This is a genomic window from Cellulomonas sp. IC4_254 (assembly GCF_011603975.1).
Classification (GTDB): Bacteria; Actinomycetota; Actinomycetes; order Actinomycetales; family Cellulomonadaceae; genus Cellulomonas.
On record NZ_JAANNB010000225.1, the window covers coordinates 1 to 5,537 of the forward strand.

A 5,537-nucleotide genomic window follows, 5' to 3' on the forward strand; every position below is an offset into this window, starting at 1 on the left:
CCGGGGGGCGTCGTCGGTGACCACGGTGCCGGTGCGCCGTCGGGAGTGCACCACGCCGGCGGCCTCCAGCTCCCGGTACGCGCGCTGCACGGTGCCGACGGCGACGCCGAGGTCGCGCGCGAGGTCGCGGGAGGCGGGCAGCCGCTCGCCCGGGCCGAGCGCGCCGACCGCCACCAGTGCGGCGAGCTGCGCGCGGATCTGCTCGTAGACCGGCGTCGCGGCGGCGAGGTCAACGCGGAGCTCGGTCACGCGGCGACCCCGCGCAGCGGCGCCGGGCGGGTGTCCCGGCGCTCCGGCCGCGGTGCCGGGACCGCGGTCGCCGCGAGGACGATCGAGCCCAGCAGGGCGACCGCGCCGACCAGGCCGGAGAGCGCGGCGCCGAGGAGGTGGTCGGTCGAGCGCAGCGCCAGGGCGGCGAACAGCATCGTCAGGCCGACGCCCGCGCCGGCCCACAGCTGGGCCCCGGCGAGCAGGCGCGCGGCGGCGAGGCGGCGCACGGCGTCGTCGTGCTCGGGCGGCACCAGCGGGAGCGGCGGGCGCCGGGTCACGACGCGCAGCGACAGCAGCGCCGCCACCGCGACGGCGGCCAGCCCGGCCGCGATCGGACCCCCGTAGTGCCAGCCCGGGTACGGGCCCGCCGCGCCCCAGGCGACGAGGTCCCCGCGCTCCACGACCGCGCGGGCGACCCGCTGGCCGTCGGGTGTCGCGGTCGCGCCGTAGAGGAGGACGGCGAGGAGCCCGGTGCCGACCGTCGCCGCCAGCACGACGAGCCGCCACCCGCCGGTGCTCGCGAGCGTCCGGCGGGTGAGCGGGGCGGTGCGCACCGCGCCGCGCGGCCGGGGCCAGGTGCGCTCGCCGACCGCCCGGACGACGCAGAGGACGACCGCGCCGAGGTAGGGCGCGGTGGCGGCACCGAGCGCGTAGCCGGTGCCCCGGAGCCCGCCGACGGGGGAGAGCGGCAGGGACGGCAGCATGAGGAACCCGACGGTGGCGCCCGCGCTGACCAGTGCGGCGACGACCGAGACGAGCGTCTCGTGCCGCCGGGCGGCGAGCGCGACGGCGGGCGCCGCGGGCGCGGGGCCGCCGCGCCGGGCGGCGACCAGGTGCGCCACGAGCACGACCGCCCCGGCGGCGAGGACGAGCGGGACGAGGAGCACCAGCAGGGCCACGGAGCCTCCAATGAGTCAATGCGTTGATGCATTGAAGCAGAGCGGCTGGCGTGTCATCCAGGACCGCGAGGGCGCCCGAGGCCGGGTGAACCCGGGTGCGCAGGGGGTGAAACGGCTGGTCGGCGCAGCGGGGAGCGGCTCAGCGGACCGATGCTCCCCGTACGGTCGACCTCCCGGGCCGGCCGCCGCCGCCCCGCCCGCGCGTGGCCTGAGAGGAGGCCGTCATCGACACCGAGCCGTCGGTCCCTCCTGCCGACGACCCCCGCTGGCGGGACGCCCTGCGCGCCGTCCTCGACGAGCCCGCCGGCCACGCGCTGCACGCGCAGCCGATCGTGGAGCTCACGACCGGCCTCGTCGCCGGGTACGAGCTGCTGTCGCGGTTCGACGGGCCGTGGCGCGCGACCCCGGACGTCTGGTTCGCGGCCGCGCACCGCTGGGGCGCGAACCCCGCGCTCCAGGCCCGCGTGCTGGAGAAGGCGGTCGCGGCCCGCGCCGACCTGCCGCCGAGCACGTTCCTCACCGTGAACGTCGACCCCCACCTGCTCGCGGACGACCTGGTCGCGGACGCGCTGCTGCAGCACGCCGACCTGTCCCGCGTCGTCCTCGAGCTGACCGAGCACACGCAGGTCGACGCCGCCGGCCGGGCCATGGCGGTCCTCGACCGCGCCCGGTCGGCGGGTGCGCTGGTGGCGATGGACGACGCCGGCACCGGCTACGCCGGGCTCGAGCTGCTGCTCGCCCTGCGGCCCGACGTCGTCAAGCTCGACCGTGCGCTGGTGACCGGGATCGACGCGGACCCGGTGAAGCGCGCGCTCGTCGAGGTGTTCGGCGACCTGGTCGGCCGGATGGACGGCTGGATCCTCGCCGAGGGCGTCGAGACCCGCGCCGAGCTGGAGGCGCTGATCGGGCTCGGCGTGCCGCTCGGCCAGGGCTGGGCGCTCGGCCGGCCGCAGGCGACCATGCTCGCCGCCCTGCCCGAGGAGGACGCCGCGCACATCCGCGCCGCGGCGTCGCGTGCCTCGCTCACCGACCACGTCGCCAGCGTGGTCCGTCCGGTGCGCGCCGGCGGGGACCGGGACCGGGACGACGTGCTGCTGGCGGGCGACGGCCGGGTGGCGGAGGTGCGCGACGGCGGCGGCCGGTGGGTGCCGGCGATGACCGTCGCCCCGAGCGCGTCGCTCACCGAGGTCGCGCGCCGGGCGATGCTCCGGCCCCAGGCCCGCCGGTGGGACCCGCTGGTGTGCACCGACGGGAACGGCGCGGTCGTGGGCACCGTGCCGCTCGACGCGCTGCTGCTCGCGCTCTGCGACTCACCCGGCGCCTGACCGGCGCCGACCACCGAGGGACCCCGCCCGGGGCCCGAGACCCAGGAAGAGGAACCACCATGAAGGCATTCCGCTGCGGGGACGTCGTCCCGGGCTGCGCCCGCGCGTTCACCGGCACCGAGGACGAGATCCTCGCGCAGGTCGCCCAGCACGCCCAGCACGACCACGGTCTGACGGACATCCCGGACGAGCTCGTGGTGCAGGTCCGCGGGGCGATGGTCCCGGCCTGAGCCTGCGGAGGCCGGTGCCGCCCGGCCCGGTCCGCGTCGTCGCGGACCGGGCCGAGCGCGCGCGGCTCGTCGGGTCCGGCGGCCCTCAGGCGGGGCGGACGGCGGGGTCCTGCGCGGGCCGCAGCACGCGGTACCGCTCGTAGACGACGCGCCCCGCGAAGGTGCGCGTGTCCACGAGCTCGAGGGGGACCGGCTCCTCGACCGGCCGGAGGAAGGGCGTGCCGCCGCCGGCCACCAGCGGGTTGCGGAACGCCCGCACCTCGTCCAGCAGGCCGAGCGCGATCACCTGCGCGGCGAGGTCCGCGCCGCCCACCGACACGTCCCGGTCCGTCCCGGCGACGGCCGCGGCGACCTCGGCCGGCACGGGCCGCGTCGCGAGCCGGGCGTTGCCCTCGACCCGGTCGAGCGTGCGGCTGAACACCACCTTGGGCAGTGCGGCCCACACGTCGGCGAACGCGTCGCCGAGCGCGGTGCGACGCATCAGCGGGTCCGTCTCCCACGGCAGCATGGTCTCGTAGAGCCGCCGGCCGCAGAGGTACGCGCCGAGCTCGCCGATCTGCGCGAGGCTGAACCGGAACTGCTCCTCGCTGGGCGCGCTCCACCCGAACGAGCCGGCCCGGTCGGTGACGTAGCCGTCCAGGGTGACGCTCATCGAGTAGATCAGCACCCGCCGAGGGTAGGCCCGGCGGGGTGCGGCGGGCGAGGATGCGGCGGGATGCGGCGGGTGTGCGGCGGGGCGCGACCGGTGCGTGCGCCGCTAGCCCGCCGGTCGCTGCCCGGCCAGCACGTCGAGCGCGCGGCGGGTCAGCTCCATCTCCTCGGCGCCCCCGTGCCCCTCGGACTCGACGACGTGCAGCTCGCTCCCCGGCCACGCCCGGTGCAGCCGCCACGGGGTGATCGCCGGCCCGCTGATGTCCCGGCGCCCGTGGACGAGGACCCCGGGGATCGCCGCGAGGCGCTCCGCGCGGGGCAGCACCGCCTCGTCGCCGGGCAGGAAGCAGTCGTGCGCCCAGAAGTGCGTGACGAGCGTCGCGAAGTTCGCGCGCTCCCGAAGGTCCTCGTGCAGGGGTCCGGGCACCCACCCGGGGTCCAGTGAGACGTGCGTCGACTCCCAGACGTCCCACGCGTCCGCGGCGTCCGCGCGCACCGCGGGGTCCGGGTCCCGCAGCAGGCGCGCGTAGTGCTCGACCGGGCGTACGCCTTCGGGGACGACGGCGGCGAACCGGTCCCACGCCTCCGGGAACACCCGCCCCACGCCCTCGGTGATCCAGTCGATCTCCTCGCGCCCTCCCGTGGTGACCGCGGTCAGCACCAGCGCGGTCACGCGGTCCGGGTGCGCCAGCGCGTACGCGAGGGCCAGCGTGGACCCCCACGAGACGCCGTGCACCAGCCACGCGTCGATGCCGAGATGGGCGCGCAGCGCCTCGAGGTCCTCGATCAGGGCGCCGGTGGTGATCGAGTCCAGGTGCGCCAGGTCGTCGACCGCCCACGGCGTGCTGCGGCCGCAGCCGCGCTGGTCCAGGCCGACGACGCGGTACCGCGCCGGGTCGAACCGCCGGCGGTAGCCCCCGCTGCCGAGCCCGCTCCCGGGCCCGCCGTGCAGGTAGAGGGCGGGGCGGCCGGCCGGGTCGCCGGACTCCTCCCAGAACAGCCGGGCACCGCCGGGACGGTCGAGCAGGCCGGAGGCGGACGGTTCGACGGGCGGGTGCACCCGGCCCACGGTACGAGCACGGACGCGGGCGCGGGACCCGTTCCGCTCCGGGTCGTCCGGGTCGTCCGGGTCAGCGTCCGACGTGCTCCAGGACGGGCGCGACGTCCGCCGCGTCGCCCGGGCCGCCGTCCCAGCGGAACCGGTCGACCCGGCTGCGCGCCCACGGGACCCGGGAGGCGGCGGCGAGCAGGGCGACGCCGACCGCCCCGCCGACGACGTTGGAGAGCAGGTCGCTCACGTCCGCGACGTGCCCGCTGCCGAGGACGTGGTTGGTGAGCAGCTGGACCACCTCGATCGCGAGGCTGACGCCGGCGGCCGCGGCGACGGGCCGCCACCACGACGACCGCCGGAGGACCAGCGCCAGCAGTACCCCCAACGGCACGAACACCGCCACGTTCAGCACCGCGTCCGCGAGCTCGTAGTCGGCGAACGGGACCAGCACGACCTGACCGGCCCACGTGCCGGGCCGCGCGGGCTTGTCCAGGAAGATCGGGAACACCGTGTTCGCGACGATGCCGGCCAGGTACACGCACAGCGCCAGCGCGACGAGCGCGCGCGGCGCGGTCAGCCGGGCCCGGCGGTGCAACGACCAGAGCAGCGCGGCGAGCGCGGCGGCCGCCAGGGGGAGGACGACGGGGAGGACGGGGACCTGGCGGAACACGGGCGCTGCTCTTCCTGCTCGGGGACGGGCCGGGCCGGCGGCGCCGGCCCTCCGACACGGTGGCACGCCGCCCGCGCCGTCGGCGTCCACCCGGGGTCGGACGGCGGCCTGAGCAGCACCGTCGCCGGTCCCACCCCGGGTGGACGACGGGCTTCCGGCCAGCGGGCAGGCTGCTGCGGTGCCCTTCACGCTCGCCCACCCCGCCGCGGTGCTCCCGTTCGCCCGGCGTCCGCTGGTGCCCGCCGCCCTGGTCGCCGGTGCGCTCGCCCCCGACGTCCCGTACTTCCTGCCGGTGCCGCGGTCCGCGGGGTCCTGGTACGAGCCGTTCGTGAACGCCACGACGACGCACGCGTGGCCGGGTGCGCTCGCCGTGGCGGTGCCCACGGCCGCGGCGCTGCTCGGGCTGTGGTGGTTCGTCCGGGCTCCGCTGCGGACCCTGGT

At 77.8% G+C, this 5,537-nt stretch carries 8 protein-coding genes; 3 read left to right on the forward strand and 5 right to left on the reverse strand.

The annotated features are described in order from the left end of the window. Together G6556_RS19750 and G6556_RS19755 are read right to left on the reverse strand one after the other, a co-directional pair. The coding region (locus G6556_RS19750) for a GntR family transcriptional regulator (protein ID WP_166943933.1) at nt 1-249 on the reverse strand (249 nt) is incomplete at its 3' end. After that, complete coding sequence (locus G6556_RS19755) at nt 246-1,169, reverse strand: hypothetical protein (protein ID WP_166943935.1); 924 nt, start codon at nt 1,167-1,169, stop codon at nt 246-248. The genes G6556_RS19750 and G6556_RS19755, both read right to left, overlap by 4 nt. A gap of 314 nt (nt 1,170-1,483) precedes the next feature. Here G6556_RS19755 and G6556_RS16655 point away from each other — a divergent pair, with 314 nt between their 5' ends. Continuing rightward, on the forward strand, nt 1,484-2,494 hold the full coding sequence (locus G6556_RS16655) for an EAL domain-containing protein (protein WP_277344791.1): 1,011 nt from the start codon (nt 1,484-1,486) through the stop codon (nt 2,492-2,494). Nucleotides 2,495-2,553: 59 nt separating this feature from the next. Then, entirely contained in the window at nt 2,554-2,724 is a 171-nt protein-coding gene (locus tag G6556_RS16660) for a DUF1059 domain-containing protein (protein ID WP_166943939.1), read from the forward strand. 85 nt (nt 2,725-2,809) lie between these two features. Here the strand turns inward: G6556_RS16660 and G6556_RS16665 are convergent, their stop codons facing one another. From G6556_RS16665 to G6556_RS16675, 3 genes are all read right to left on the reverse strand, one after another. Then, nucleotides 2,810-3,391 (reverse strand): dihydrofolate reductase family protein, encoded by a 582-nt coding sequence (locus tag G6556_RS16665; RefSeq protein WP_166943941.1) that lies wholly within the window; start codon nt 3,389-3,391, stop codon nt 2,810-2,812. A 90-nt stretch (nt 3,392-3,481) separates the two neighbouring features. Then, on the reverse strand, nt 3,482-4,435 hold the full coding sequence (gene pip / locus G6556_RS16670) for a prolyl aminopeptidase (protein ID WP_346774957.1): 954 nt from the start codon (nt 4,433-4,435) through the stop codon (nt 3,482-3,484). A gap of 70 nt (nt 4,436-4,505) precedes the next feature. Next, nucleotides 4,506-5,096 (reverse strand): VanZ family protein, encoded by a 591-nt coding sequence (locus G6556_RS16675; protein WP_166943945.1) that lies wholly within the window; start codon nt 5,094-5,096, stop codon nt 4,506-4,508. A 178-nt stretch (nt 5,097-5,274) separates the two neighbouring features. Between G6556_RS16675 and G6556_RS16680 the strand changes: the two genes are divergently transcribed. Further along, nucleotides 5,275-5,537: DUF4184 family protein (locus G6556_RS16680; protein ID WP_166943947.1), on the forward strand; the 263-nt coding region annotated here is incomplete at its 3' end.

Excerpts from the sequence above, each read along its gene's own strand:
- G6556_RS16660 (WP_166943939.1), top strand. The coding sequence starts at position 2,554 with ATGAAGGCATTCCGCTGCGGGGACGTCGTCCCGGGCTGCGCCCGCGCG.